The following is a 24,839-nucleotide window of genomic DNA, read 5'->3' as shown; positions in this document are numbered from 1 at the left end:
TCTCCCGATCACATCCGGAACACGCCGAAGCGGCTCGGTTCGATTGGCGCGTTCAACGACGCGGACAAGGCCAGGGCCAACACGTCGCGGGTTTGTGCCGGGTCAATGACACCGTCATCCCACAGCCGTGCACTGGAGTAGTAAGGGTGACCCTGTTCCTCGTATTGATCGAGGATCGGTTGCTTGATCTCGGCTTCCTGCTCGGCGCTGAAACCCTGGCCACTGCGCTCTGCCTGCTCGCGTTTGACCTGCACCAGAACGCCCGCCGCTTGCTCGGCACCCATCACGCCGATGCGTGCGTTAGGCCACATCCACAGGAAGCGCGGATCGTAGGCCCGCCCGCACATGCCATAGTTACCGGCGCCGAAACTGCCGCCGATGATCACGGTGAATTTCGGCACCTTGGCGCACGCCACGGCGGTCACCAGTTTCGCGCCGTGCTTGGCGATGCCGCCGGCCTCGTATTTCTGGCCGACCATGAAGCCGGTGATGTTTTGCAGGAACAGCAGTGGAATGCCGCGCTGACAGGCCAGTTCGATGAAGTGCGCGCCTTTCTGCGCCGCTTCAGCGAACAGGATGCCGTTGTTGGCGAGGATCGCGATCGGATAACCGTGCAGGTAGGCAAAACCGCACACCAGCGTAGTCCCGAACAGTGCCTTGAATTCATCGAACACCGAGCCGTCCACCAGTCGCGCAATCACTTCGCGCACGTCGAACGGTTGCTTGGCGTCCGCCGACACGACGCCGTACAACTCGTCGCTGCTGTAGAGCGGGGCGATGGGCGTGTGTTGCTGGACTTCACCGAGCTTGCGCCAGTTGAGGTTGGCGATGCTGCGCCGGGCAATGGCCAGGGCGTGTTCATCGCTCTCGGCGTAGTGGTCGGCGACGCCGGAAATCTTGCAATGCACATCGGCGCCGCCCAGATCCTCGGCGCTGACCACTTCACCGGTCGCGGCTTTTACCAGCGGCGGACCGGCAAGAAAGATCGTCGCTTGCTCGCGAACCATGATTGCTTCGTCGGCCATTGCTGGCACGTAGGCACCACCGGCAGTGCACGAGCCCATGACTACCGCGATCTGCGGAATGCCCATGGCGCTCATGTTGGCCTGGTTGAAGAAGATCCGCCCGAAATGCTCGCGGTCCGGGAACACTTCATCCTGGCGCGGCAAGTTGGCGCCGCCCGAATCCACCAGATAAATGCACGGCAAGCGATTCTGCTGGGCGATGGTCTGGGCGCGCAGGTGCTTCTTCACGGTCAGCGGGTAATACGAGCCACCTTTCACGGTGGCATCGTTGGCCACGATCATGCATTCGACGCCTTCCACACGGCCGATCCCGGCGATCACGCCAGCGGCCGGCACGTCTTCGCCATACACCTCGTAAGCCGCCAGTTGGCTGATCTCGAGAAACGGTGAGCCCGGATCGAGCAGGCGATTGATTCGTTCACGGGGCAGCAATTTGCCCCGCGAGGTGTGGCGTTCTTGCGCTTTCGGGCCGCCACCTTGCTGCACTTGGGCGAGCAGGGTGTGCAGGGCGTCGACCTGTTTGAGCATCGCCGCGCTGTTGGTCGCGAACTCCGCCGAACGGGGGTTGAGCTGGGTATGCAGGATAGCCATGGACAGCTCCGTCTCAGCGGGTTTCGTTGAACAGTTCGCGACCGATCAGCATGCGACGAATCTCACTGGTGCCAGCGCCGATTTCGTACAGCTTGGCGTCACGCAGCAGACGACCGGCCGGGAATTCGTTGATGTAGCCGTTGCCGCCGAGAATCTGGATCGCGTCGAGGGCCATTTGCGTGGCGCGTTCGGCGCTGTAGAGGATCACGCCTGCGGCGTCCTTGCGGGTGGTTTCGCCACGCTCGCAGGCTTGAGCGACGGCATACAGATAGGCGCGGCTGGCGTTGAGCTGGGTGTACATGTCGGCGACCTTGCCCTGGATCAGCTGGAATTCGCCGATGCTCTGGCCGAACTGCTTGCGGTCGTGGATGTACGGCACGATCAGGTCCATGCAGGCCTGCATGATCCCGGTCGGGCCGCCCGAAAGGACAACGCGTTCGTAATCGAGGCCGCTCATCAGCACTTTCACGCCGCCATTGAGTACGCCGAGAATGTTTTCTTCCGGCACCTCGACGTCATCGAAGAACAGTTCGCAGGTGTTCGAACCGCGCATGCCCAGCTTGTCGAATTTGTTGCTGCGGCTGAAACCTTTCCAGTCGCGTTCGACGATGAAGGCGGTGATACCGTGCGGACCTTTTTCCAGGTCGGTCTTGGCGTAGATCACGTAGGTGTTGGCGTCCGGACCGTTGGTGATCCAGGTTTTGCTGCCGTTGAGCACGTAGTGATCGCCACGTTTGTCGGCGCGCAGTTTCATCGACACCACGTCGGAGCCGGCATTCGGTTCGCTCATGGCCAGGGCGCCGATGTGCTCGCCGCTGATGAGCTTCGGCAGGTATTTGCTTTTCTGTTCGTGATTGCCGTTGCGGTTGATCTGGTTGACGCAGAGGTTGGAGTGCGCGCCGTAGGACAGGGCAACCGACGCCGAGCCCCGGCTGATTTCTTCCATGATGACCACGTGGGCCAGGTACCCCAGGCCAGCACCGCCGTACTCTTCCGGCACGGTAACGCCGAGCAGGCCCATGTCACCGAATTTGCGCCACAGGTCGGCGGGGAACAGGTTGTCGATGTCGATCTGAGCGGCGCGCGGGGCGATCTCTTTGGCGACGAAGGACTGAACCTGATCGCGCAGCATGTCGATGGTTTCACCGAGGGCAAAGTTCAGGGATGGGTAGCTCATGGGTCACCTTTTGGCTTTTTTGTAGGGCGGGGAGGGCCGTGATGCAGCTCTCACCTTTACGTTAACGTAAGCCTGTGACGAATGGCTGTCAATCACCCTTTACGTTAACGTCAACTTGAGCGAGAGTAGAGGCAGTTCTGAAAAGACCAGCGTCGCATTCTGTGGCGAGGGAGCTTGCTCCCTTCCGAGCGCGAAGCGGTCGCAAATCGGCAAGTCAGGTGTAGCAGAAAGCACGCTGGCTGATGATTTCACGACTGCTGCGCAGCCGAACGGGAGCAAGCTCCCTCGCCACACAAGCCTCGCTCCTACAATAAAGACAATAGGGGTCGTCATGGATCAACCCAGTGCAAGCCCGCAACGCAGCTACACCCGTGGTGCTCAGGACAAAGCCTTGCTGGCGATGACCATCGGTCAGGCGTTCGATAGCACCGTCGCGAAGTACTCGGCTGGAGAGGCGCTGGTCGTGCGTCATCAACAGCTGCGTTTCACCTGGCAGCAACTGTCCGACGCGGTGGACCTGCATGCCAGGGCATTGCTGGCGCTGGGCCTGCAAGCGGGAGATCGCCTCGGCATCTGGGCACCGAATTGCGCGCAGTGGTGCATCAGCCAGTTCGCCAGCGCGAAGCTCGGCGTGATTCTGGTCAACATCAACCCGGCGTATCGCAGCTCTGAACTCGAATACGTGTTGAAGCAATCGGGTTGCCAATGGCTGGTCTGTGCGGGCTCTTTCAAGACCTCCAACTATCACGGCATGCTGCAAGGGCTGGTGCCCGAGCTGGCTGAGCAATCCATCGGACAGTTACGAAGTGAACGCCTGCCTGACCTGCGCGGGGTCATCAGCCTGGATGCGCAACCGCCATCGGGTTTCCTGCCCTGGTCGCAACTGGCCGATCTCGCGGCCAGCGTGTCCGCCGAACAGTTGCGCGAGCGTCAGGACAGCCTGCACTTCGATCAACCGGTGAACATCCAGTACACCTCCGGCACCACCGGTTTCCCCAAGGGCGCGACCCTCAGCCACTACAACATCCTCAACAACGGTTACATGGTCGGCGAAAGCCTCGGCCTGACCGACCAGGATCGGCTGGTGATCCCGGTGCCGCTGTATCACTGCTTCGGCATGGTCATGGGCAACCTCGGCTGCATCACCCACGGCAGCACCATGATCTACCCCAATGATGCGTTCGATCCGTTGCTGACCCTGACCACTGTCGCCGAGGAGAAAGCCACCGCACTCTATGGCGTGCCGACCATGTTTATCGCAATGCTCGATCAGCCGCAGCGAGCCGAGTTCGACCTGTCGACCCTGCGCACCGGAATCATGGCCGGCGCGACCTGTCCGATCGAAGTGATGCGCCGGGTCATCAATGAAATGCACATGAGCGAAGTGCAAATTGCCTACGGCATGACGGAAACAAGTCCGGTGTCTTTGCAGACCGGTCCTTCAGACGAGCTGGAATTGCGAGTCACCACGGTCGGTCGCACCCAGCCGCAGCTTGAAAGCAAAATCATCGACGAGGCGGGTAACCTGGTGCCGCGCGGCACCATCGGCGAACTCTGCACCCGTGGCTACAGCGTGATGCTCGGCTACTGGAATAACCCGCAAGGTACCGCCGAAGCCATCGATCAGGCCGGCTGGATGCACACCGGTGATCTGGCGAGCATGAATGAAGAAGGCTACGTGTGCATTGCCGGACGCAACAAGGACATGATCATCCGCGGCGGTGAGAATATTTACCCGCGGGAGCTGGAAGAGTTCTTCTTTACCCACCCGGCGGTGGCGGACGTGCAAGTGATCGGCATTCCGTGTTCGCGCTATGGCGAAGAGATTGTCGCCTGGATCAAGTTCCACCCGGGCCACAGCGCCACGGAGCAGGAGCTGCAAGCCTGGTGCAAGGAACGCATCGCGCACTTCAAGACGCCGCGTTACTTCAAGTTCGTCGAGGAGTTTCCGATGACGGTGACTGGCAAGATCCAGAAATTCCGGATGCGCGAGATCAGTATCGAGGAGTTGCGCATCAAGTAGGGTTGATCACAAACCAATGTGGGGGCGGGCTTGCTCGCGAAGGCGGTGTGTCAGTCAATGAATGTGTCGACTGATGCATCGCATTCGCGAGCAAGCCCGCTCCACATTTTGATTGGGGGAAAACCTGAATCGCAGAAAGCACAAAGGGGAGCCGAAGCTCCCCTTTAATTTTCGTTGCGTGTGCTCTTTTTTTATTATTGAGGGGCGGTCTGTTTTTGTTTTTGGTAACCGTGACCCTTTACCGCTGTTTTTATCGATCCCCATCCGGGATCAAGAGCAAACGTATTTTTTTGAGCGCTGATCTGCTTTTTCGCTGAGCGATCCAACCAGTTCGGGAGCTACCTGAAGGTAGTTTTATTGTTCTCTGCCCGGTTGCGGGTTACTCCGAAAAGCACCCTGAAAAGCACACCTTCTCCAAAAAAATCTGTTAGCTGCGTCTCTGCCGTGTTGTTCTTGTTATGTCAGAGTCGTTTCGTCTTATTTTTATTGGTTTGCTGCTTTTTATTCTTGTTATGCCATAGAGATAGCAGAAGCCGTGCCAACTTTTAAAAAACCTTTAAAATCAACGGTTTAAGTTTTTGTCGGATTTTTCACTCAGTCAAAACCCGACAATTTGTTTCCGTGTTACTCGGTTGAGCCCCCACATTTCGACATGGCGGTAACACCTGGACACATCCGCGCACTTATTGCGCGCTACGAGCCTTGGCCACGCGTGAACCGGTCGGACGGCCCAGTACTGTACAAATCTGCTGGCCAGCCACAATCAAGGCGTCCAGATCAATACCGGTGTCGATGCCCAAGCCATTCAACAGATAAACCACGTCTTCGGTGGCAACGTTACCGCTGGCGCCCTTGGCGTATGGGCAGCCGCCGAGACCGGCGATCGAGCTGTCGAACACCGCGATACCTTCGAGCAGGCTGGCGTAGATATTGGCCATGGCCTGGCCGTAGGTGTCGTGGAAGTGCCCGGCGAGTTTTTCCCGCGGCACGTCGGCGGACACCACGTCGAACATCTTGCGCGTCGCACCTGCCGTGCCGGTGCCGATGGTGTCGCCCAGGGAGATTTCGTAGCAGCCCATGGCGTAGAGCTCGCGGGCGACCCGGGCAACCTGCTCCGGTGCGACGTGACCTTCATACGGGCAACCCAGCACACACGACACGTAGCCGCGCACGCTGACGCCGTGTTGTTTGGCAGCCTCCATGATCGGCGCAAAGCGCTCCAGGCTTTCATTGATCGAGCAGTTGATGTTGCGCTGGGAGAAGGCTTCGGAGGCCGCGGCGAACACCGCGACTTCCTTGACCCCGGCGGCGACCGCATCTTCGAACCCGCGCAGGTTGGGGGCGAGGGCGCCGTAGGTCACGCCCGGTTTGCGCTGGATCTGCGCGAAGACGTCGGCGGAGCCGGCCATCTGCGGCACCCATTTGGGCGAGACGAAACTGCCGACTTCTATATAGCTGAGGCCAGCAGCGGTCAGCGCGTCGACCAGTTGCACCTTGTCGGCAACGCTGATCGGTTGGGCTTCGTTTTGCAGACCGTCGCGGGGGCCGACTTCGACCAGGCGTACGTGGGTTGGAAGAGACATGGGAATCGACCTGTGCTGATTGTCTGAATGTTGGCACTGACCCGTGGGAGCGGGTTTGTGGCGAGGGGATTTATCCCCGTTGGGTCGCGAAGCGGCCCCGCCCTTCAAAGTCCAACTGCATGAATAAGTTGACGCCTGCTTCGCAGTCGAACGGGGATAAATCCCCTCGCCACAAAGGCTAGCTCCCACAGAGGAATGTGTTGACCTACTGAACCACCGACTGGCTTTTCATCGTTTCTTCCAGAGCCTGGGTGCAGCGCTCCTGCGCCGTGTCCAGTTCCAGCTTCATCTGCTCGATGTCGAGCATCTGCTGTTCCAATTGTTCGCGGCGTTCGGCGATTTTGTTGAGCATGGTTTGCAGCTGCTTCTGGTTGCCGCCGGTGGGGTCGTAAAGTTCGATCAGCTCACGGCATTCGGCCAGGGAGAAGCCTATGCGCTTGCCCCTCAGAATCAGCTTCAGGCTGACCTTGTCCCGGGGCGAATAGATGCGTTCCTGGCCACGGCGCTCGGGGCTGAGCAGGCCTTGCTCTTCATAAAATCGAATGGCCCGCGTGGTGATGTCGAGTTCGCGGGCGAGGTCGGAGATGCTGTAGGTCTGGCTGCTCATGGAAGCGCTCGAAAAAGGTCATGGCGCTAAGCTAAAGGCAGGTTGACGTATACGTCAAGGGGCGAGGTTCTGTGGTGTTACCCCTGGCCTCTTCGAATTGCCTGCGATTTAGCGATAACTCGGTGCATTGCCTTACACCTTATCGAGCTTCTTCTCATGCGCCGTCACCTGCTGGCACAGCTCGATCATCTGCTCGCGCATCCAGCGGTTGGCCGGGTCCTGGTCGGTGCTTTCGTGCCAGTAAAGGTGGGTTTCCACTGGTGGTACATCGTTGACCGGCAGGTTCACTGAATACAAATCATGACGACGGGCGAAGCGTTCCGGAACGGTCATGACCATGTCGGTCTGCTGCAACACCTGCGACGCCATCAGGTAGTGCTGGGAACGCAAGGCGATCTTGCGCTGAATGCCCATTTTACCGAGCGCGAGGTCTACATGGCCGAGACCGCTGCGGCGGCTGGAAATATGGATGTGGGTCAGCGACAGGTAATCATCGAGGGTGAATTTCTCCTTGCCCGCCAGCGGATGGCCCTTGCGCATGGCACACACGTAGCGATCTTCCATCAGCTTGACGTGACGCACCTGCGGGTCGGTGTTGAGCGGCGCGTCCACCGCAAAGTCGAGACGCCCGGCCGCCAGTTCCTTGGTGGTCTCACGGCGCTTGGACAGAAAGCTTTCGATGATGACCGTTGGCGCCAGGCGACGAAGGCGCTGGAACAGCGGCGGCAGGATCACCGCTTCGGTGAGGTCGGTCATGCTGATGCGGTACGTCTTGACTGCCTGCAACGGGTTGAAAATGCGGCTTTCCTGCACCGACACCCGCAGCAGCGAGAGGGCGTTGCGCACCGGACCAATGATGTTTTGCGCCATCGGCGTCGGCACCATGCCTTGGGCCGTACGCACGAACAACGGATCGTTGAACGTCTCGCGCAAGCGGGCCAGAGCGTTCGAGACCGCAGGCTGAGTAATGCCGACAATCTGCCCGGCGCGGGTCAGGTTGGCTTCGGTGTAGATCGCGTCGAAGACGATGAAAAGGTTGAGGTCGACCTTGCTCAGATTCATTGCGCTGCACTCTTATTGTTGGGGCGTTTTGATGAGGCCGTGGGCCTCGGCAATCACCCGATCATATATCGGTGATGAATGTTAATACACGCCGAGAATAGGCTAGGTAAATTTTCGTAGCTGTTCTAGCATCGATTGCATGACCTAAACAACCTCCCTCAAGAAGGTAGCTGCTCATGGATTTCGCTTATTCGCCCAAGGTGCAAGAACTGCGTGAGCGCGTGACCGCGTTCATGGACACCTACGTTTATCCCGCCGAAGCCGTGTTCGAACGCCAGGTTGCCGAGGGCGACCGTTGGCAGCCGACTGCGATCATGGAAGAACTCAAACTCAAGGCCAAGGCCGAAGGCCTGTGGAATTTGTTTCTGCCTGAGTCCGAACTCGGCGCCGGCCTGACCAACCTCGAATACGCGCCATTGGCAGAAATCATGGGCCGCTCGCTGCTGGGCCCCGAGCCGTTCAACTGCTCGGCACCCGACACCGGCAACATGGAAGTGCTGGTGCGTTACGCCAACGAAGAACAGAAGCAACGCTGGCTCGAACCGTTGCTGCGCGGTGAGATCCGCTCGGCGTTCGCCATGACCGAGCCGGACGTGGCTTCCTCCGACGCCACCAACATGGCCGCCCGCGCCGTGCGTGACGGTGACGAGTGGGTGATCAACGGCAAGAAATGGTGGACCTCGGGTGCCTGCGATCCACGCTGCAAGATTCTTATTTTCATGGGCCTGAGCAATCCCGACGCGCCGCGCCACGCCCAGCATTCGATGATTCTGGTGCCGGTGGATGCCCCTGGCGTGAAGATCGTCCGTCCGCTGCCGGTGTTCGGTTACGACGATGCACCACACGGCCACGCCGAGGTGCTGTTCGAAAACGTCCGGGTGCCGTACGAAAACGTTCTGTTGGGTGAAGGACGCGGCTTTGAAATCGCACAGGGTCGCCTTGGCCCTGGCCGGATCCACCACTGCATGCGTTCGATCGGCATGGCCGAGCGTGCACTGGAACTGATGTGCAAACGCGCGGTGAACCGCACCGCGTTCGGCAAACCGTTGGCGCGTCTGGGCGGTAACATCGACAAGATCGCCGACTCGCGGATGGAAATCGACATGGCTCGCCTGCTGACCCTGAAAGCGGCGTACATGATGGACACCGTCGGCAACAAAGTGGCGAAGAGCGAAATCGCGCAGATCAAGGTGGTCGCACCGAATGTGGCTTTGCGCGTTATCGACCGGGCGATCCAGATCCATGGCGGGGCAGGGGTTTCCAACGATTTCCCGCTGGCCTACATGTACGCGATGCAGCGCACCCTGCGCCTGGCCGACGGCCCGGACGAAGTGCACCGCGCGGCGATCGGCAAGTTCGAGATCGGCAAGTACGTGCCAAAGGAAATGATGCGCAGCAGTCACTAAGACCGCTGTATCGCGGGCCTGCTTCAGGCCCGCGATACGTCATCCTGCTATTAAAGGCAGCCCGAAAAAGGCTCGCGCACACGCGGTGCTGTGAGCCGCCAGTTCTTCCTCGCTTTCCCCGCGATGCAATGCCACTTCCCGCAACACTTCAGTCAGATACGCCGGTTCGTTACGGCCATTCTTCGGCTTGGGCCGCAAGCTGCGCGGCAACAGATACGGCGCATCACTCTCCAGCATCAACCGCCCGCGCTTGATTTCTTTCACCAGCGGATGCAGATGCGTGCCGCGACGCTCGTCGCAGATCCAGCCGGTGATGCCGATGTGCAAGTCCAGGTCGAGGTAGCTGAACAGCGCTTTCTTCTCGCCGGTGAAGCAATGCACCACGGCGGCCGGCAACTGATCTCGATAATCCCGAAGAATTTCCAGAAGACGCTGACTGGCGTCGCGCTCGTGGAGGAATACTGGCAGTTGAAGCTCGATCGCCATTTCCAGGTGTTGTTCCAGGACTTTTTCCTGTTGCGGGCGCGGGGAGAAATCGCGATTGAAATCCAGGCCGCATTCACCTACGGCCACCACGTTTGGCTCTTTGAGCAAACTGCGCAGACGCTGGGCGCTGTCGGCGTTCCAGTCGCTGGCCGAGTGCGGATGAATGCCGGCGGTGGCGAACAGCCGTTGCGCCGTGTCATCCAGTTGCTGGCACAGCTCCAGCGCCTGTTCACTGCCCTCGACACTGGTGCCGGTGAGCACCAATTGGCAGACCCCGGCGGCATACGCGCGGTCGAGTACAGCCTGGTGCTTGCCGGCAAAACTGGGGTTGGTCAGGTTGACGCCGATATCGATGAGTTGCATGGTGCTACCTCGGACCAAAGGCTGGAAAGCATATCAGAGCTGTAGATTTATAAGAAAACCAAGAACTACAACGAGTTAAAGCTGTCTTTTGATGCCGCGAGGCAAGCCGGGGTGGTCAGCGTGCCATCACTGTGCCAGTCTTTCGCACTTTGCCAGCGCTCAAGGCGCTCTGTTTCTGTCGTTCGGTTTCATGGAGATTTTTGAAATCGGCCCAGTATTCTTTCCGGAGAGTGGATGACACGTCCCTCGATTTTGATACTGCTGTGTGGTTCTCTGCTGTTGCCGATGCCCGCGGTTGCGCGTCTGGCCGGCCCGCTGCAAGCCGTGCCGGCGGTCAAGGTGCGCGATCTGCAGGAAATCCGCAGCAGTCGGGTGCTGAAGGTGCTCGTCAACCAGAGCCGCAACAGCTCCGGCGAAGTCCAGGGCCAGTCCATCGGCGTCGAATACCATCGGTTGCGTGCTTTCGAGCAATACCTCAATGGCCACGCCCGCGACGGTCAGGAAGTCACCCTCAAGATTATCCCCAAAGCCAAGGATCAACTGCTTGGCGCATTACAGCGCGGGGAGGGCGATCTGGTTGCGCCGGGGGAATTGCTCGATCTGCAACCGGGTTACGCCGTCAGCGCCAGTGAGCCTATTGCCAGCAACATCCCGCTGGTGCTGGTCGGCATCAAAGGCGAGAAGCGCTACACCCACCTTGAGCAACTTTCCGGTAAAACCCTGGCATTGCCCACCGGCAGTGCCGCCGGGGAAGCGATCAGTCAGATCAATCAAAAACTCGCCCTGCACAAGCTGGCGCCAGTGAAAATCGAGTGGGTCGATCCGAGCCTGGCGGTTGAAGACGTGCTTGAAATGGTTCAGGGCGGCATCTTTCACCTGACCATTGTCGAGCAACCGATTGCCGAGCGCTGGGGCAAGATCCTGCCCAAGCTGCGCTTTGATCGGCAGGTGCTGATCAGCGAGCCAGGGGAAGAGTTCTGGTTTGTGCGCCGCGATGCGTCGATGCTGCGGGCAAGCATCGACCGCTTCCTCATTGGGTACAAAAAGCCATCGGACCAGGATGTGGCTTTCCTGAGGATCTATCGTCGCTTGTATCAAGTGCACTATCCATTGGCCAAGGCTGATCGCCAGCGCCTGGAAAAACTCCGGCCGGTACTGCAGAAGCACGCCGATGCTCAAGGCATGGACTGGCTGAACCTGGCGGCACTGGCATTCAAGGAATCCGCGCTCCAACCCAATGCCCGCAGCGGTAGCGGCCCCACCGGCCTGATGCAGATCACCCCGTCGGCGGCCCAGCGGGTGGGGGTCGGCAACATTCAGAATCTCGATGCCAATGTGCAGGCCGGTGCCAAGTACCTGGCGATGATCCGCCGCAAGTTTTTTGCCAGCCCCAAACTCAACGAGCGTGAGCGCATGGCGTTTGTGCTGGCGGCCTACAACATCGGGCCGGAGCGGGTTCAGGGCATGCGCGCCGAGGCGCGGCGGCGTGGTTTGAATCCCAATCAGTGGTTCTTCCAGGTCGAGCGGATCGCCATGGAGCAGGTGGGAATGGGTCCCGTCAGCTATGTTAATAGCGTGAACAAGTATTACCTGGCGTTCGATCGGGAACGGGAGTCGTTGGAGCCCCAGGGGCAGAAAGTGGCCTCACGGAAATAATCGACTAAACTGATTGTTATGACGAAAAAATTGCGCTTTTAACATTCGATTTATTGATTAATATGGCGGCCAACCAACACACAAACTCACAATGGATGACACAGCATGAGCTCACTGATCAACAAGGTACTGTTTACCCGCGCTGGCTACGGCCTGACTGTTTTGCGGATCTTCGTCGGCATCATCTTCGCAGCCCACGGCGCGCAGAAGCTTTTTGGGGCGTTCGGTGGTTACGGTCTGGCCGGCACCGCGCAGTACATGGAGAGTATCGGCCTGACACCGGGCTACCTGATGGCGACGCTGGCGGGTGGTACTGAGTTCTTCGGCGGTCTTGCCTTGATCATCGGCTTGCTGGTCCGTCCAGCGGCCCTCGGCCTGGCTTTCCTCTCGCTGGTGGCGATCTTCTCGGTGCACCTTCCTAACGGTTTGTTCATGGCCAACAACGGTTATGAATTCGCCCTGGCCCTGCTCGGTGGCAGCATCGCCGTGCTGATCGAAGGCGCCGGCAAACTGTCGGCCGACCGCGCCATCGCTGGCTGACCGCTCTGGCTCAACAAAAAGGCCCGCATTGCGCGGGCCTTTTTGTTGTGCGTCATTCTTGACACTGTCCAGTCAGCTTCTCTAGGATGCTGCTCATGCGCCGATTTAAACAGCTACTTGCGGGGCGCCAGGTGACTCATTCAGTTGCCGATAGAAGCCTGAAACAGGCTTCGAAATACCGCTAAAGCGCTGGTTCGGTGTTGCCTCTCACCTGCCATGCAGACTTTTGAGGCAGAGACACGACACGATGAATGCACTAAACCCCGTTGTACGCCCCGCGCCGATCACGGCACACCTTACCCAGCGCAATCCAAAAATCCTGCTTGGCGGCAAACATCAGCCGACGCTCTTGCGTTATCTGGATGGCTGGCCGCGTCGCACCGGCGGGCCTGCAGCGTTCCTGATCCAGTTTGTCGAAGACAGTGAGTCACTGGCCCGATTTGCCAGCGACAGCTTCGACCTGGCGGTGATTCAGTCACCCAGTCTCGAAGACGCGCCTGAAATGATCAAGCAACTGACCCGCGTGGCCCGACAAGGGTTGATCACCCGCCGCTGAGGCCTAGGGGTATTCAATCGCCACGATGTACACGCATTGCTCACCGGTCGGCGTCTGGACTCGAACTTCGGCGTCCAGTGCCTTGCCGATCAGGGCGCGTGCCAACGGCGAGTCGATACTGATCAGGCCCAGTTTCAAGTCCAGCTCATCCGGGCCGACGATGCGATAACGCGACTCCTTGCCGTCCTCGTCCTCGATCGTGACCCAGGCGCCGAAGTAAACCTTGTTCGGATCGCTGGGCTTTTCGCTGACCACCTTGAGTGCTTCCAGGCGTTTGGTCAGAAAACGCACGCGGCTGTCGATCTCGCGCAGCATCTTTTTGCCGTAGGTGTATTCGGCATTTTCGGAGCGATCGCCCTGCGCTGCGGCCTCGCTGACCGATTGCGTGACCTGCGGTCGGCGCACATGCCAGAGCTCATGGAACTCGGCCCGCATCCGCGCTTCACCTTCCGGGGTGATCAGCGCGGTGCCAGCTGTGCGAGGAGGGCGATAACGGCTCATGGCAACTTCTTGTGATTGAGGAGGCTTGAGTCTATCAACCCTCGCGCAACACTGTCAGGGGGCTGGCGTTCAAGGCTCGACGGGTACCGAACACGCCGGCACCGCCGATCAGCGCAGCACCGATCAATGGCAGTACCAACAGCCATGGATGCGGATGCCAGGGCAGGTCGAACGCGTAACGGTACAGCACCAGGCTCACCAGTTCCGAACCCAGCGCTGCCAGCAATCCGCTGACCGCGCCGAGCAGGCCGAACTCGATTCGCCGGGCCTTGACCAGCAACTGTCGCTCAGCCCCCAGCGCTCGCAACAAGGCGCCTTGACGGATGCGTTCATCCAGCGTCGCTTGCAGGCCCGAGAACAACACCGCCATCCCCGCCGCCAACACGAACAACAGCACGTATTCCACCGCCAGAGTGACCTGGGCGAGGATGCTGCGCAGTTGCGCAAGCAACGCTTCGACTTGCAGGATGGTCACCGCCGGAAAGGCGCGGGACAGGTCGACAATCTGCTGGTCATGACCGGCTGCCAGATAGAAGCTGGTCAAGTAAGTCGCTGGTAAATCCTTCAATGTCCCAGGTTGGAAGATCATGAAGAAGTTCGGCTGGAAGTTGTCCCAGTTGATCTCCCGCAGGCTGGTGACTTTCGCTTCGCGATTGACCCCACCGACGGTGAACACCATGTGATCGCCCAGCTTGAGTTTCAGGCTTTCGGCCACTTTGCCTTCTACCGACACGCCGGGAATGTCATCCGCAGGCTGTTCGCTCCACCAGTTTCCCGCGGTGAGCTTGTTGCCCGTCGGCAGGTCCGCCGCCCAGGTCAGGCTCAGGTCGCGCTGGATTGCCCGATCTCCGGCCGAGTCCTTGCTGACGATCTCCTGCACCGGCTCGCCGTTGATGCTGATCAACCGTCCCGGCACCACCGGGTACAGCGGCGCCGATTGGGCTGACAGTTCGATCAGGCGATCGGTGAAGGCCTGTTTGTCTGCCGGCAGGATGTTCAGCGCGAAATAGTTCGGCGCATTTTTCGGCAACTGGTTTTGCCAGGTGTCGAGTAACTCACCGCGCAGCAAGGCGATCAACGCCATGGACAGCAGAATCAAACCGAAGGCCAGGGATTGTCCGGCGGCAGCCAGTGGATGACGCAGCAATTGGCCCAGCCCGAGACGCCACGGCAACGAAGCACGCGCGAGCATCCGGCGCAGGCTTTTCAGCAGCAGCAACAGCAAGCCGCCCAATACCAGCGCCGCAATCACGCCACCGCCGAGCAGGGCGAAGGTTAGCAGCAGGTCGAGGCTCAGGCGCCACATGATCAGCCCGAGAGCGCCCAAGGCCACGCCGTAGACCATCCAGGTGCTGGAAGGAATCGGCAGCATGTCGCGGCGCAATACCCGCAATGGCGGAACCCGGCCCAGCGCCGCGAGGGGCGGCAAGGCAAAACCGGCCAGCGCCACCAGCCCGGTGCCGATCCCGGCGATGGCCGGAAACAGGCCGCCCGGTGGAACGTCGGTGGGCAACAAATCATGCAACAGCGCGAACAGGCCAAGCTGCGCCAGCCAGCCGATCAACGCGCCGCTGATGCTGGCCAACAGTCCGAGCACCGTCAGCTGCAAACTGAACAGGACCATGGTTTCCCGGCGGGACAGCCCCAGGCAGCGCAATAGCGCGCTCGCATCGAAGCGGCGGGTGGCGAAACGCGTTGCCGACAGCGCCACCGCCACCCCGGACAGCAGGACCGCCACCAGGCTCGCCATGTTCAAGTAACGTTCGGCTTTACCCAGCGCGCCGCCAATCTGCCGGTTGCCATCGCGGGCATCCTGGATGCGCTGGTTGGCAGCGAGGCCGGGTTTGATCAGTTGGCGATAGGTTTCCAGCGCTTCGGCTTTGCCGCGCCAGAGTTCGCGGTAACTGACACGGCTGCCGGGTTGCACCACGCCGGTGGCGGCGAGGTCGCTGAGGTTGATCAGCACGCGCGGCGTCAGGCTGTAGAAATTGCCGGCGCGATCCGGTTCGTAAGTCAGCACTCGCGCGAGTTTGAGAGTGCGCATGCCGACGTCGATGCTGTCGCCGATCTTCAGATCCAGGGCGGTCAGCAATCGTGCCTCGACCCAGGCCTCGCCGGGTTTCGGTCCGCCCCCGGTCTCTTCCGGAGCAAAGGGGGCGGGGGCGCTTTTCAGTTCGCCGCGCAGGGGATAGACCTCGTCTGCGGCTTTGATGCTGGACAGCTGAATGCCGTTGTCGGTGGCGATGACGCTGGAGAACTCCACCACTTGCGCATGTTCAAGGCCCAGCTCAGTCCCGCTTCTGATCTGTTCGGGCCGCGCCGGTGAACTGCCCTCAAGCAGCAGATCGGCGCCAAGGAATTCGGTGGCACGCAGCATCATGGCGCCATTCAGGCGAGCGCCGAAGTAACCGATGGCGGTACTCGCCGCCACCGCCACCAGCAAAGCGAAGAACAACACCCGCAATTCGCCGGCGCGAGCGTCGCGCAGCAATTGGCGAATGGCGAGACTGAACAGGCGCAACAGCGGCAAGCGTGCCATCAAGGCTCCAGAGGGGCGACCAGCAGGCCGGCTTCAAGTCGGATCAGGCGCCGGCAGCGATGTGCCAGGCGTTCATCGTGAGTCACCAGCACCAGGGTCGTGCCGCGCTCCTTGTTCAATTCAAACAGCAAGTCGCTGATGCGCTCGCCGGTATGGCTGTCGAGGTTGCCGGTGGGTTCGTCGGCGAACAACACATCGGGCTCGGCGGCAAACGCACGGGCAATCGCCACGCGCTGCTGTTCCCCACCGGAGAGCTGGCGTGGCGAGTGGGTCAGGCGCTGGCCGAGACCAACCCTTCGCAGCAATTCGGTGGCGCGCTCGCGAGCGTCTTTGCGGCCATCGAGTTCCAGTGGCAGCATGACGTTTTCCAGGGCGTTGAGACTGTCGAGCAGCTGGAATGATTGAAAGACAAAGCCCACGTGTTCGGCGCGAATTCGCGCCCGCTGGTCTTCATCGAGATTGCTCAGGCTTTGGCCGGCGAGGGTGACTTCGCCGCTGCTCGGCAGGTCGAGGCCGGCGAGCAGGCCGAGAAGGGTGGATTTGCCTGAACCGGACGCGCCGACGATGGCCAGGCTGTCGCCCTTGTTCAGTTCCAGGCTGAGTTCGTGCAGGATAGTCAGTTCACCTTCCGCGCTGGGAACCACTTTGCTGAGGTTCTTCGCGGTGAGAATGCTTGCGCCCATGGAGAATCCGATGCGTGTGTGGTTTTTGAGTGCTGGCCTGGCCCTGATGTGCATGGCCCAGAACGCAGCGGCGGGTACAGTCCTGATCGTTGGCGATAGTATCAGCGCCGGTTTCGGACTGGATACCCGCGTTGGGTGGGTGTCGTTGCTTGAGCAACGGCTCAAGCGCGAAGGTTTCGATGATAAGGTGGTCAACGCATCCATCAGCGGCGACACCAGTGCCGGAGGCCAGGCGCGCCTGCCTGCGCTGCTTGCAGAGCATAAACCGGAGCTGGTAATCCTCGAGTTGGGCGGCAACGACGGCCTGCGCGGAATGCTGCCAACGCAATTGCAACAAAACCTTGCAGCGATGATCGACAGCTCCCGCGCCAGTGGGGCGAAGGTGCTGCTGCTCGGCATGCAACTGCCACCCAACTACGGCGCGCGCTACACCAAGGCCTTCGCCGAGGTATACAGCAACGTCGCCACCGAGAAAAAAATCCCGCTGGTGCCATTTTTTCTCGACGGCGTGGGCGGTCATCCAGACCTGATGCAGGCCGACGGCCTGCACCCCGCTGCGGGGGCTCAGGACAAGTTGCTGGAAAATGTCTGGCCGACACTGAAACCGCTGCTTTGACGCTTTTCTAGCGGCGGCGTTTCGGCTAAGGTGGCGCCCCCGATTTGGAGCCCCCGATGCCGCGTCCCGCCTGGTCACTTTTTGCCTACCAACTGATCGAGCCTGACGAACAGCTGGATCTGTTCGCCTGCCAGGAAGTGCGGGTACATCTGGTGACCCGTCAACTGGAGCTGGGTGGCTCGGCCGATCGAACCCTGTGTGGCAGTCTGCTTCCGGCGCAGCCGCGCTGGTCGAGCGTCGACCGCCGCGTTTTCCAGGACCAGCGCCTGTGCTCGCTGTGCCGGGCGATCCTGGAATCGCAGAAACGCGGCACTTCGCCGATCTGGCCAGAGCTGCGCTTCGAGCTTTGAGGCAATAAAGATAGCGTGCTATCGGCCGACTCCCCGAATTTACGGGCGCCGGTGTACAATCCCGTTTTTATCCCCTGACCCTGCGAAGGATTTAACGGATGTTGCCGCGCTTTCCTGCCGTCACCCGCTGCCTGTCTCTTGCCGCCCTTTGTGTGGCAGGTCCCGTAGCAGCATTGGAGTTGCCCCTGCCACCGCCCGGTGAAGACATCGTCGGCCAGGTTCAGGTCATCAAGGCCAAATACGAAGACACCTTCGCCGACCTTGGCACCACTTACGATCTGGGTTATTCGGAAATGGTCGCGGCCAACCCTGGCGTCGATGCATGGCTGCCGGGCGCCGGTACCGAAATCGTGTTGCCGACGCGTTTCATCCTGCCGCCAGGACCGCGTGAAGGTATCGTCATCAACCTGGCTGAATATCGCCTCTACTACTATCCGAAAGGCCGGAATGTGGTCTACACCTTCCCGCTGGGTATCGGTCGCGAGGGTTGGGGTTCACCGATCGCTCACACCACCATCACGGCCAAGACGCCGAACCCGACCTGGACGCCTCCAGCCTCGATCAAGGCCGAGCACCTTGCAGACGGTGATCCGTTGCCAAACGTCGTGCCGGCCGGCCCGGACAACCCGCTGGGGCCGTTCAAGTTCAACCTGGGTACGCCGGGTTACCTGATCCACGGCTCGAACAAGAAGTTCGGGATTGGCATGCGCACCAGCCACGGTTGCTTCCGCATGTTCAACAACAACGTGCTGGAAATGGCGAGCATGGTGCCGGTCGGTACGTCGGTGCGCATTATCAGCGACCCGTACAAGTTCGGTGTCAGTGGCGGCAAGGTCTATCTGGAAGCGCACACGCCGCTGGACGACAAGGGCAACCCTTCTGTGGTCGACAAACACACTGCGGTGATCAACGCGATGCTCAAGCGTGAGGACATCACCAACAACCTGCGCATGAACTGGGATGTGGTCCGCGACGTGGTTGCTGCCGAAGATGGTCTGCCGGTGGAAATCGGAGTGCCGAATACCTCGGCGCCGATGGTGACGAGTGCACCGCTCGACCCGCTGCAGTAAGGCTTGAACAGAACCCGCCGATGCAGGCTGCGTCGGCGGGTTTTTTATGGCGGGTACAAAACGACCGGCCATAAAAAAGCCGACCCAAAAATGGGTCGGCTTGATAATAATCCCGAAGGACTATTACTTGCGGCTAGCTTTGTCCAGCATGCGCAGAGCACGCTCGTTAGCTTCGTCAGCAGTCTGTTGTGCTTTTTGAGCAGCAGCCAGAGCTTCATCAGCTTTACGGTAAGCTTCGTCTGCACGAGCCTGGGAGCGAGCAGCTGCGTCTTCAGTAGCGGTCAGACGTGCTTCGGTTTCTTTCGATACGCTGCTGCAACCGGTAGCCAGAACTGCGGCCAGAGCCAGAGCAGAGAATTTCAGAACGTTGTTCATCGTGTTCCCCTTCAAGGACTTTCTATTAAGTAGCTGTCTCCTCAGAGTGAGGAAATAGCCGGCGTACATACTACCCATTACTTGTCGTAAGTAAACTGACGTAAAGCAAGAAGCAAAAAAAATTGTAGGCGTTGATTCTTTTTCGAGCAACTTTTACTTGCATTTGATTAAAAAATATCCAGCTGCAAAGCCCGCGCTGAGCGAGTTGGCACAAAAAAGTTCCCAGCAGCCGCGAGTGTTTTCACGGTCTTGGCTAAAGTCTGTCTACATGGATTCGTCTACACTTTTGTTCGGGATTTGCGGTGCACCTCTCATATCTTTCTCCTAGTTGAGGTGACTTAAAAGAAGGGCGCTCGTCTTAAGTCTCAACATCCGGCAATGTTCAGGCGATCGACCACCCGGGATCTTCGGTCGAGCACGCCCCTGCGTAACCCCGGAGCAGCACCGACCCAACCTTGCATGATGACGAGCGTACCTTGAGCATTTTCTGCCAATGGTGCCTACTATTTGATACGTGCTCGGTTGCGCGAGATCGGTGCTGTTCTTCTCGGTGTCCATTCAGGCACGGGGTGGCGTAGATGTTCCTTCGCCGGAAAAACATCGGTAAGGTAGGGGTCGGAATCAAAGACCCGCGAGGAGTAGTGATGAGTGAGGCGTTGTCCATCCACCATGACCAGGCTGGTCATCAGTTCGAGACCAATGTGGACGGTCATCGTGCCTACCTGACCTATATGGATCTCGGGAAACAGACCCTGGATATCTATCGCACGTTCGTGCCCAATGCCTTGCGTGGTCGCGGTATTGCGGCAGCCTTGACCGAGAAAGCGCTGGAATACGCCGAGGAAATGGGCTACACCGTCATTCCTTCGTGTTCCTACGTGGAGCGCTACATGGAGCGTCACCAGCGGCATGCGGCCAAGCTGAGCCAGTAAAACGAACGCATAAAAAAACGCCGGGTTTATAGCCCGGCGTTTTTTTATGCGCTGAAAAGTGATCAGGTGCGGGCGCGTTTCGGCAGCACGTCCTTGAGCTTGGCATGCATGCTGCGCAAGGTGTTTTCGGTAGCGGACCAGTCGATGCAGGCATCGGTGATCGACACGCCATATTGCAGGTCGGCGAGGTCTTTCGGGATGGCCTGGCAGCCCCAGTTCAGGTGACTTTCGACCATCAACCCGATGATCGACTGGTTGCCTTCGAGGATCTGGTTGGCGACGTTTTCCATCACCAGCGGTTGCAGTGCCGGGTCCTTGTTGGAGTTGGCGTGGCTGCAGTCGACCATGATGTTCGGTTTGATCTTCGCTTTGTTCAGCGCTTGCTCGCACAGTGCGACGCTGACCGAATCGTAGTTCGGTTTGCCGTTGCCGCCGCGCAGCACCACGTGGCCATAGGCATTGCCCTTGGTGGTGACGATCGACACGCCACCTTCCTGGTTGATGCCCAGGAAACGGTGCGGGCTGGAAACCGATTGCAGGGCGTTGATCGCCACCGTCAGGCCGCCGTCGGTGCCGTTCTTGAAGCCGACGGCCGAAGACAGGCCGGAGGCCATTTCACGGTGAGTCTGGGATTCGGTGGTGCGCGCTCCGATGGCCGACCAGCTGATCAGGTCCTGCAGGTACTGCGGGGAGATCGGGTCGAGGGCTTCGGTAGCGGTCGGCAGGCCCATCTCGGCCAGGTCCAGCAGCAGCTGACGACCGATGTGCAAACCGTCCTGAATCTTGAAGGAGTCGTCCAGGTACGGGTCGTTGATCAAGCCTTTCCAGCCGACGGTGGTGCGTGGCTTCTCGAAATACACGCGCATGACCAGATACAAGGTATCGGACACTTCCGCCGCCAATACCTTCAGGCGCTCGGCGTATTCGTGGGCAGCCTTGATGTCGTGGATCGAGCACGGCCCGATGACGACGAACAGGCGGTGGTCGGTGCCATCCAGGATGTTGCGAATGACTTCGCGACCCTTGGTGACGGTGCGCAGGGCAGCGTCGCTCAGAGGGATATCACGCTTGAGCTGATCGGGAGTGATCAGCGTCTCGTTGGAGGCGACGTTTAGGTCGTTGATCGGTAAATCAGCCATCGTTTACTCGTCAGGTCACGGGTGCCGGCCGCCAGCGAACCCGCGCGGCGGAGCACAGCAAATTAAGCGCGTCGGGAGCGGAACCTTAGCGCGTTACACCGTGGCTCGACAATGGGCAGACAGCGGTTTTAGGGGCATTCGCAACGAATTGATAACGTCCCTTAATCCATCACCGCCTGTGCAAATGCCTTGCGAACCGTATCGTGGGAGAACTCGTCGGCGTGCTGCTGGACCCATTCGAGGGCCAGCGCCTGGGTTTCCTGCAGGTCGTCGTGGGCGTCATGCAGGCGACAGTAACGTTCGATCTGGCACACCTGTTCGCCCATTCGGGCACTGAACATCATCTGCTCGTCAACAAAGGCAATGCCCACCAGATAACCGTGTTTGCGTCGCAGGCACCAGGCGACGTAGCCCAGAAAACGCAAATCGGGGTTCAAGGTCGGGATGCGAACTTCCAGCGCCGTGCCGTGACGCCAGGCGCGGTGATAATTGCAAGCCATGCCCCCGAGGCTGATAGTGTGCAGCTGTTGCCGTGAAATACACTCAGGTTTGAGCAACGTTAATTCGACGGGCACATCGTCAGGATGAGGAATAAAACGTCCCATGAGCACGGACTCCATGTGTCGGCCATCTGACATTGTTTCCCCCAGTATAGTGGCCGAATCGGAACTGACCGATTTCGACGCCGACCAACGGTTGCTGGCGATGAGCGGGGTGTCGCTGGTTATATTCACCAGCGTCGGCTGTGCCAGCTGCCGTTTTGCCCGTGAGCAATTGCCAAGGCTCGATCTGCAGGTCGATCGTTTGTGCTGGATCGATGCCGGGGACAATGGCGGGGTGGTCGAGCGTTATCAGGTCTTTCATTTGCCGGCGCTGTTTGTGGTGCGCGACGGTGAGTTTTTCGGAGCAATAAAATCGCGCCTGACCAGCACCGAGCTCAATGCGGCCGTGGGGCAGGCGCTGACCAGAACAGCAGAGGAGTTGCCATGACGGGTGCAGTTGCCAGGCCGACCATCGGTATTATCGGAACCGGTGCAATCGGTGGTTTCTACGGGTTGATGCTCGCGCGTGCCGGTTTCGACGTGCATTTTCTGTTGCGCAGCGAATTCTCGGCGGTGGCCGAACGCGGGTTGCAACTCGACAGCGCGGTGCACGGTGCGCTGACCTTGAATCCGGTTCAGGCCTATTCGTCGGCCGAAGACATGCCGCCCTGCGACTGGCTGCTGGTGGGCGCGAAGACCACCAGCAATGCCGGTCTGGCGCCGGCGATCATTCAAGCGGCGGCACCGAACGCCAGGGTGCTGTTGCTGCAAAACGGCCTGGATGTCGAAGACAGTCTGCGAGCCTTGCTCCCGGATTCCCTGCACCTGCTCGGCGGACTCTGCCTGATCTGCGTCCATCGCACGGGCCCGGGTGCGATCACTCATCAGGCCCTCGGCGCGGTGAACGTCGGCTACCACAGTGGCCCCGCCACCGATGAACAGGCGCGAATGGCAATTGTCGAGGAAGGCGCCGGGTTGTTCCGCAGCGCCGGCATCGACTCCCAGGCCATGCCGAACCTGCATCAGGCGCGCTGGCAGAAACTGGTCTGGAATATCCCTTACAACGGCCTGTCGGTGCTGCTTGGCGCGGGCACCACACCGTTGATGACCGATGCCGACAGCCGGGAACTGATCAAGGCCTTGATGGCCGAAGTGGTTCAGGGCGCCAAGGCCTGTGGTCACGACATGCCGGCGGGTTACGCGGACTATCTGTTCATGATGACCGAAAAAATGCCGGACTACTGGCCGAGCATGTACCACGATTTTCTGCACAAGCGACCGTTGGAGCTGGCGGCCATTTACGCCCGGCCACTGGCGGCAGCCAAGGCCGCCGGTTGCGAACTGCCGCGAATAGAAGCGTTGTATCGCAGTTTGAGTTTTATCGATCGACGGAATACCTGAGTCGATCAACCCGAGGGGGAAGGGCATGGCAAAGACGATTGACGACAAACTGGTGCTGGCGATTTCTTCGCGCGCGTTGTTCGACCTGAGCGAAAGCCACAAGGTTTACCTGTCGAGCGGTGTCGAGGCCTATCGGCAATATCAGATCGAACACGAAGACGAAATCCTCGAGCCCGGTGATGCCTTCCCGTTGGTGGAAAAACTCCTCAGCCTCAATACCCGCCTCGGCCGCGCCAGGGTCGAAGTGATCCTGGTGTCGCGCAACAGCGCCGACACCGGGCTGCGGGTGTTCAATTCTATTCACCATTACGGACTGGCGATCTCCCGTGCGGCATTTGTCGGTGGGCGCAGCCCGTACCCGTATCTCAAAGCGTTTGGTTGCGACCTGTTTCTGTCGACCCACGCCGAAGACGTGCGCAGTGCGCTGGATGCCGGCTTCGCTGCGGCGACCATTCTGTCGGGCGGTGCCAGCCGTGCCGCGAGCGATGAATTGCGCATTGCCTTCGACGGTGACGCGGTGCTGTTTTCCGACGAGTCGGAGCGTGTTTATCAGGCGGGCGGCCTGGAGGCGTTTCAGGCCAGCGAGCGCGAAAGTGCCCGCGAGCCACTGCGCGGTGGGCCGTTCAAAGGCTTTCTCGCGGCGCTCAATCTGTTGCAGCGTGAGTTCCCGGAGGACGCCTGTCCGATCCGCACCGCGCTGGTCACCGCCCGTTCGGCGCCGGCCCATGAGCGGGTGATCCGCACGTTGCGCGAGTGGGACATTCGCCTGGATGAGTCGTTGTTCCTCGGCGGCCTGACCAAGTCCGCTTTCCTCGAAGCCTTTGCCGCCGACGTGTTTTTCGACGATCAGGCCGGCCATTGCGAGTTGGCTCGTGAGGTGGTCGCTACTGGCCATGTGCCCCATGGCATAAGCAACGAGCAAAAGGTTTAACCCCGCCGTTCAACGCGTTACGCGAGACGTCGTACTCGCCAAGGCACTGCTAAGCTGAATCAATCTCCGCCATGTTGGCACTCGAGGAGGTCATATGATTCGTTCGATGCTGTATGCCACTGACCTCGGCCTGTACGCGCCCTTAGTGATGCAGCATGCCCTGGAGCTGGCTCGAACATTCGATGCTGACTTGTATGTGGTGCACGCGGTTGAGCCGATGGGTTTGTTTGCCGAATCGGTGCTTCAGAGTTACCTCGATGAACAGGCGTTGAACGAGTTTCACAGTCAGGGCCTGAACACCGTCATTGCCAATATCGAGCAACGGGTGCTCGACAGTTTTCGTGAGGAGTTGGGGGACGAGGGGGCGCACGATCTGGACCGGATTCAGGCGGTGCGGGTGCTTCAGGGCGATCCGTCGCAGGTGATTCTCGACCAGGCGCAGAAACTCTCCGTGGATTTGTTGATCGTAGGTAGTCATAGCCATGGTGCTGGCGCGGAAACGCCTTTGGGCAGGACCGCAGCGCGGGTGTTGCAGTTGGCTCGGGTCCCGGTCTATCTGGTGCCGCTGGTGGAACGCCGTCGCCAAGGGGATCGTTAGTGTCCTGCCTCGCAAAGACTGTTTCTTTTTTGACGGCGTCTGTTTCTGCCATGCTGCGTTGCCGCTCCTCGCCATAGCGGGCTATGA

General features: G+C 59.9%; 25 protein-coding genes. 13 read left to right on the top strand and 12 right to left on the bottom strand.

What is annotated here, in order from left to right:
- Positions 1-8: 8 nt before the first annotated feature.
- Positions 9-1,616 carry a carboxyl transferase domain-containing protein gene (locus B723_RS26420; protein ID WP_017339826.1) on the bottom strand — a complete coding sequence of 536 codons (1,608 nt, stop codon included), beginning with the start codon at positions 1,614-1,616 and terminating at the stop codon, positions 9-11.
- 13 nt (positions 1,617-1,629) lie between these two features.
- Complete coding sequence (locus B723_RS26415) at positions 1,630-2,793, bottom strand: isovaleryl-CoA dehydrogenase (protein WP_017339825.1); 1,164 nt, start codon at positions 2,791-2,793, stop codon at positions 1,630-1,632.
- 331 nt (positions 2,794-3,124) lie between these two features.
- On the opposite strand from B723_RS26415, the gene B723_RS26410 reads away from it, so the two are divergent.
- Positions 3,125-4,816 (top strand): AMP-binding protein, encoded by a 1,692-nt coding sequence (locus B723_RS26410; protein ID WP_017339824.1) that lies wholly within the window; start codon positions 3,125-3,127, stop codon positions 4,814-4,816.
- A gap of 683 nt (positions 4,817-5,499) precedes the next feature.
- Here B723_RS26410 and B723_RS26405 read toward each other — a convergent pair.
- The 3 genes from B723_RS26405 to B723_RS26395 form a co-directional block, all read right to left on the bottom strand.
- On the bottom strand, positions 5,500-6,399 hold the full coding sequence (locus tag B723_RS26405) for a hydroxymethylglutaryl-CoA lyase (RefSeq protein WP_017339823.1): 900 nt from the start codon (positions 6,397-6,399) through the stop codon (positions 5,500-5,502).
- Positions 6,400-6,604: 205 nt separating this feature from the next.
- Positions 6,605-7,006 (bottom strand): MerR family transcriptional regulator, encoded by a 402-nt coding sequence (locus B723_RS26400; RefSeq protein ID WP_017339822.1) that lies wholly within the window; start codon positions 7,004-7,006, stop codon positions 6,605-6,607.
- Positions 7,007-7,138: 132 nt separating this feature from the next.
- The gene (locus B723_RS26395; protein ID WP_008148497.1) at positions 7,139-8,068 is read right to left on the bottom strand and encodes a LysR family transcriptional regulator; all 930 of its coding nucleotides are present in this window, start codon (positions 8,066-8,068) and stop codon (positions 7,139-7,141) included.
- A 176-nt stretch (positions 8,069-8,244) separates the two neighbouring features.
- On the opposite strand from B723_RS26395, the gene B723_RS26390 reads away from it, so the two are divergent.
- A complete protein-coding gene (locus B723_RS26390) occupies positions 8,245-9,474 on the top strand; it encodes an acyl-CoA dehydrogenase (protein ID WP_017339821.1) in 1,230 nt (409 codons plus the stop codon).
- A gap of 39 nt (positions 9,475-9,513) precedes the next feature.
- Here the strand turns inward: B723_RS26390 and B723_RS26385 are convergent, their stop codons facing one another.
- The gene (locus B723_RS26385; RefSeq protein WP_017339820.1) at positions 9,514-10,323 is read right to left on the bottom strand and encodes a TatD family hydrolase; all 810 of its coding nucleotides are present in this window, start codon (positions 10,321-10,323) and stop codon (positions 9,514-9,516) included.
- A gap of 234 nt (positions 10,324-10,557) precedes the next feature.
- Here B723_RS26385 and B723_RS26380 point away from each other — a divergent pair, with 234 nt between their 5' ends.
- The 3 genes from B723_RS26380 to B723_RS26370 all read left to right on the top strand — a co-directional run bounded on the left by B723_RS26380 (position 10,558) and on the right by B723_RS26370 (position 13,075).
- A complete protein-coding gene (locus tag B723_RS26380) occupies positions 10,558-11,979 on the top strand; it encodes a transglycosylase SLT domain-containing protein (RefSeq protein ID WP_017339819.1) in 1,422 nt (473 codons plus the stop codon).
- A gap of 105 nt (positions 11,980-12,084) precedes the next feature.
- Positions 12,085-12,519 (top strand): DoxX family protein, encoded by a 435-nt coding sequence (locus B723_RS26375; RefSeq protein ID WP_017339818.1) that lies wholly within the window; start codon positions 12,085-12,087, stop codon positions 12,517-12,519.
- Positions 12,520-12,766: 247 nt separating this feature from the next.
- Positions 12,767-13,075, top strand: coding sequence for a hypothetical protein (locus tag B723_RS26370; protein WP_017339817.1), 309 nt, complete (start codon positions 12,767-12,769; stop codon positions 13,073-13,075).
- A gap of 3 nt (positions 13,076-13,078) precedes the next feature.
- Here the strand turns inward: B723_RS26370 and greB are convergent, their stop codons facing one another.
- From greB to B723_RS26355, 3 genes are read right to left on the bottom strand one after another with little or no spacing between them, the layout of a single operon-like run.
- The gene (greB, locus tag B723_RS26365) at positions 13,079-13,576 is read right to left on the bottom strand and encodes a transcription elongation factor GreB (protein ID WP_017339816.1); all 498 of its coding nucleotides are present in this window, start codon (positions 13,574-13,576) and stop codon (positions 13,079-13,081) included.
- A 34-nt stretch (positions 13,577-13,610) separates the two neighbouring features.
- Positions 13,611-16,115 carry an ABC transporter permease gene (locus tag B723_RS26360; RefSeq protein WP_017339815.1) on the bottom strand — a complete coding sequence of 835 codons (2,505 nt, stop codon included), beginning with the start codon at positions 16,113-16,115 and terminating at the stop codon, positions 13,611-13,613.
- Positions 16,115-16,798, bottom strand: a complete 684-nt coding sequence (locus B723_RS26355) for an ABC transporter ATP-binding protein (RefSeq protein WP_017339814.1) — start codon at positions 16,796-16,798, stop codon at positions 16,115-16,117. Before B723_RS26355 ends, B723_RS26360 begins: the two co-directional genes overlap by 1 nt.
- Before the next feature lie 10 nt (positions 16,799-16,808).
- Between B723_RS26355 and B723_RS26350 the strand changes: the two genes are divergently transcribed.
- The 3 genes from B723_RS26350 (at position 16,809) to B723_RS26340 (ending at position 18,834) form a co-directional block, all read left to right on the top strand.
- Positions 16,809-17,414 carry an arylesterase gene (locus B723_RS26350; RefSeq protein ID WP_017339813.1) on the top strand — a complete coding sequence of 202 codons (606 nt, stop codon included), beginning with the start codon at positions 16,809-16,811 and terminating at the stop codon, positions 17,412-17,414.
- A 56-nt stretch (positions 17,415-17,470) separates the two neighbouring features.
- Positions 17,471-17,764: a hypothetical protein gene (locus tag B723_RS26345; protein ID WP_003226812.1), complete on the top strand. Its 294-nt coding sequence runs from the start codon at positions 17,471-17,473 to the stop codon at positions 17,762-17,764.
- A gap of 98 nt (positions 17,765-17,862) precedes the next feature.
- The gene (locus B723_RS26340; protein WP_017339812.1) at positions 17,863-18,834 is read left to right on the top strand and encodes a L,D-transpeptidase family protein; all 972 of its coding nucleotides are present in this window, start codon (positions 17,863-17,865) and stop codon (positions 18,832-18,834) included.
- A gap of 123 nt (positions 18,835-18,957) precedes the next feature.
- Here the strand turns inward: B723_RS26340 and oprI are convergent, their stop codons facing one another.
- The gene (oprI, locus tag B723_RS26335) at positions 18,958-19,209 is read right to left on the bottom strand and encodes an outer membrane lipoprotei OprI (protein ID WP_002553018.1); all 252 of its coding nucleotides are present in this window, start codon (positions 19,207-19,209) and stop codon (positions 18,958-18,960) included.
- Positions 19,210-19,853: 644 nt separating this feature from the next.
- Here oprI and B723_RS26330 point away from each other — a divergent pair.
- Complete coding sequence (locus tag B723_RS26330) at positions 19,854-20,141, top strand: GNAT family N-acetyltransferase (RefSeq protein ID WP_008057026.1); 288 nt, start codon at positions 19,854-19,856, stop codon at positions 20,139-20,141.
- 62 nt (positions 20,142-20,203) lie between these two features.
- Here B723_RS26330 and B723_RS26325 read toward each other — a convergent pair whose 3' ends face one another.
- Both B723_RS26325 and B723_RS26320 read right to left on the bottom strand, forming a co-directional pair.
- A complete protein-coding gene (locus B723_RS26325) occupies positions 20,204-21,280 on the bottom strand; it encodes a 3-deoxy-7-phosphoheptulonate synthase (RefSeq protein ID WP_017339811.1) in 1,077 nt (358 codons plus the stop codon).
- A gap of 161 nt (positions 21,281-21,441) precedes the next feature.
- The gene (locus B723_RS26320; protein ID WP_017339810.1) at positions 21,442-21,885 is read right to left on the bottom strand and encodes a PilZ domain-containing protein; all 444 of its coding nucleotides are present in this window, start codon (positions 21,883-21,885) and stop codon (positions 21,442-21,444) included.
- Between B723_RS26320 and B723_RS26315 the strand changes: the two genes are divergently transcribed.
- The 4 genes from B723_RS26315 to B723_RS26300 all read left to right on the top strand — a co-directional run bounded on the left by B723_RS26315 (position 21,884) and on the right by B723_RS26300 (position 24,752).
- Positions 21,884-22,270, top strand: coding sequence for a thioredoxin family protein (locus B723_RS26315; RefSeq protein WP_031319037.1), 387 nt, complete (start codon positions 21,884-21,886; stop codon positions 22,268-22,270). The genes B723_RS26320 and B723_RS26315 overlap by 2 nt on opposite strands.
- Entirely contained in the window at positions 22,267-23,223 is a 957-nt protein-coding gene (locus tag B723_RS26310) for a putative 2-dehydropantoate 2-reductase (protein ID WP_017339808.1), read from the top strand. Before B723_RS26315 ends, B723_RS26310 begins: the two co-directional genes overlap by 4 nt.
- A gap of 25 nt (positions 23,224-23,248) precedes the next feature.
- Positions 23,249-24,154, top strand: coding sequence for a 5'-nucleotidase (locus tag B723_RS26305; protein ID WP_017339807.1), 906 nt, complete (start codon positions 23,249-23,251; stop codon positions 24,152-24,154).
- 94 nt (positions 24,155-24,248) lie between these two features.
- Positions 24,249-24,752: a universal stress protein gene (locus B723_RS26300; RefSeq protein ID WP_017339806.1), complete on the top strand. Its 504-nt coding sequence runs from the start codon at positions 24,249-24,251 to the stop codon at positions 24,750-24,752.
- The last annotated feature ends 87 nt before the right edge of the window (positions 24,753-24,839 follow it).

This window comes from Pseudomonas fluorescens NCIMB 11764, assembly GCF_000293885.2.
GTDB lineage: Bacteria > Pseudomonadota > Gammaproteobacteria > Pseudomonadales > Pseudomonadaceae > Aquipseudomonas > Aquipseudomonas fluorescens_B.
The sequence above is the reverse complement of the archived record's forward strand: the minus strand, read 5'-3'. Positions and strand labels throughout refer to the sequence as shown.